We start from the raw sequence: 1,434 nt of genomic DNA on the forward strand, positions 1-1,434 counted from the left end.
GGCGGAGCCACCGCCCGGAGCCGCCGGCGGCGGTTCCGGGCCGCCGCCAGCCGACCCGCCCCCGCCCGGCCACGGGCACGGACACGGGCACGGGCACGGGCCGAGCACCCCGGCCTCGCGCCAGGTCCGGCTGCTGTTGGCCTGGCTCCTCACCCCGTGCCTGCTGGCCGCCCTCACGGGCATGGTGCTGCTCTACCCCTCGGGGTACGAGTCACCCACCCCCGAGGAACTGGGCTTCGGGGCCGAGCCCGTGCACGGCGACGTCACCGCCACGGCGGCGTCCTCCTGCCAGACGAGCCTGGCGGAGCCAGGCACCAGCCCCCCGCCCCCCGAACCGCCCCCCGGAGGCGGGGAGCCGGACTGCGTCCGACTGGAGGTGACCCTCACCAGTGGTGAGGGGGCGGGCCGCGTCATCACGCAGGTCCTGCCCGTCGAACCCGGTACTCCCCGCTTCGCGGTCGGCGACCAGGTGGTGCTCTCCTACGCCGGCAGCGAGCCGGACAACCCGATGTCCTACCAGGTGGTGGACTACCAGCGAGGCCCGGCGTTGGCCTGGCTCGCGGCGCTGTTCGCCCTGTCCGTCGTGCTGCTCGCCCGGTGGAAGGGCCTGGTCTCCCTCCTCGGGCTGGCACTCAGCTTCCTCGTGCTGGTCTTCTTCGTGCTCCCGGCGATCCTCGCCGGCCAGGACGCCGTCCTGGTCGGTGTCGTCGGCTCCGGCGTGATCATGTTCATCGTCCTCTACCTCGCGCACGGGTTCTCGGCCCGCACCTCGACCGCCGTGCTGGGCACGTTGCTCAGCCTCACCCTGATCGCCCTGCTCGGCCTGTTCTTCATGGCGACGACCCGCCTCACCGGCCTGGACGACGAGACCACGAACCTCATCACCATCGTGGGCAGCAGCGTCGACCCGCGTGGGCTCCTCCTCGCCGGCATCCTGATCGGCGCGCTCGGCGTGCTCGACGACGTGACCGTCACCCAGACCAGCGCCGTCTGGGAGCTCCGGGCGGCGAACCCGGACCTGGGCTGGCGGCAGCTGTACGCTGCGGGGCTCCGCATCGGCCGGGACCACATCTCGGCGGCGGTGAACACCTTGGCCCTGGCCTACGCGGGTGCCGCGCTGCCGATGCTGCTCGCCTACTCGCTCTCCGGCATCGACTTCGGCACCCTCGCCGGCGCCCAGGTGGTGGCGCAGGAGATCGTGCGCACCCTCGTGGGCAGCATCGGCCTGGTCGCCGCCGTCCCGATCACCACGGCGATCGCGGCCGTGGTCGCCTCCCGGGAGGACCCGCCGAACCCCGGCGACCGCATCACCCGGTCCACCCCGGACCCCGAGGGCGGCGGAGGGACCGACGAGGAGGTGGACGGGGACGGCCCTGACCGCGACGTCTCGGACACCGGGCGAACGGCGGACCGGACGCGTTCCGAGGCCGCCCG

At 74.0% G+C, this 1,434-nt stretch carries 1 protein-coding gene; it reads left to right on the top strand.

Annotation, left to right across the window (positions count from 1 at the left end; translation table 11 throughout):
- Nucleotides 1-136: 136 nt before the first annotated feature.
- The coding region (locus tag ACTIDRAF_RS31250; RefSeq protein WP_245533632.1) for a YibE/F family protein at nt 137-1,434 on the top strand (1,298 nt) is incomplete at its 3' end.

This window comes from Actinoalloteichus spitiensis RMV-1378, assembly GCF_000239155.1.
Classification (GTDB): Bacteria; Actinomycetota; Actinomycetes; order Mycobacteriales; family Pseudonocardiaceae; genus Actinoalloteichus_B; species Actinoalloteichus_B spitiensis.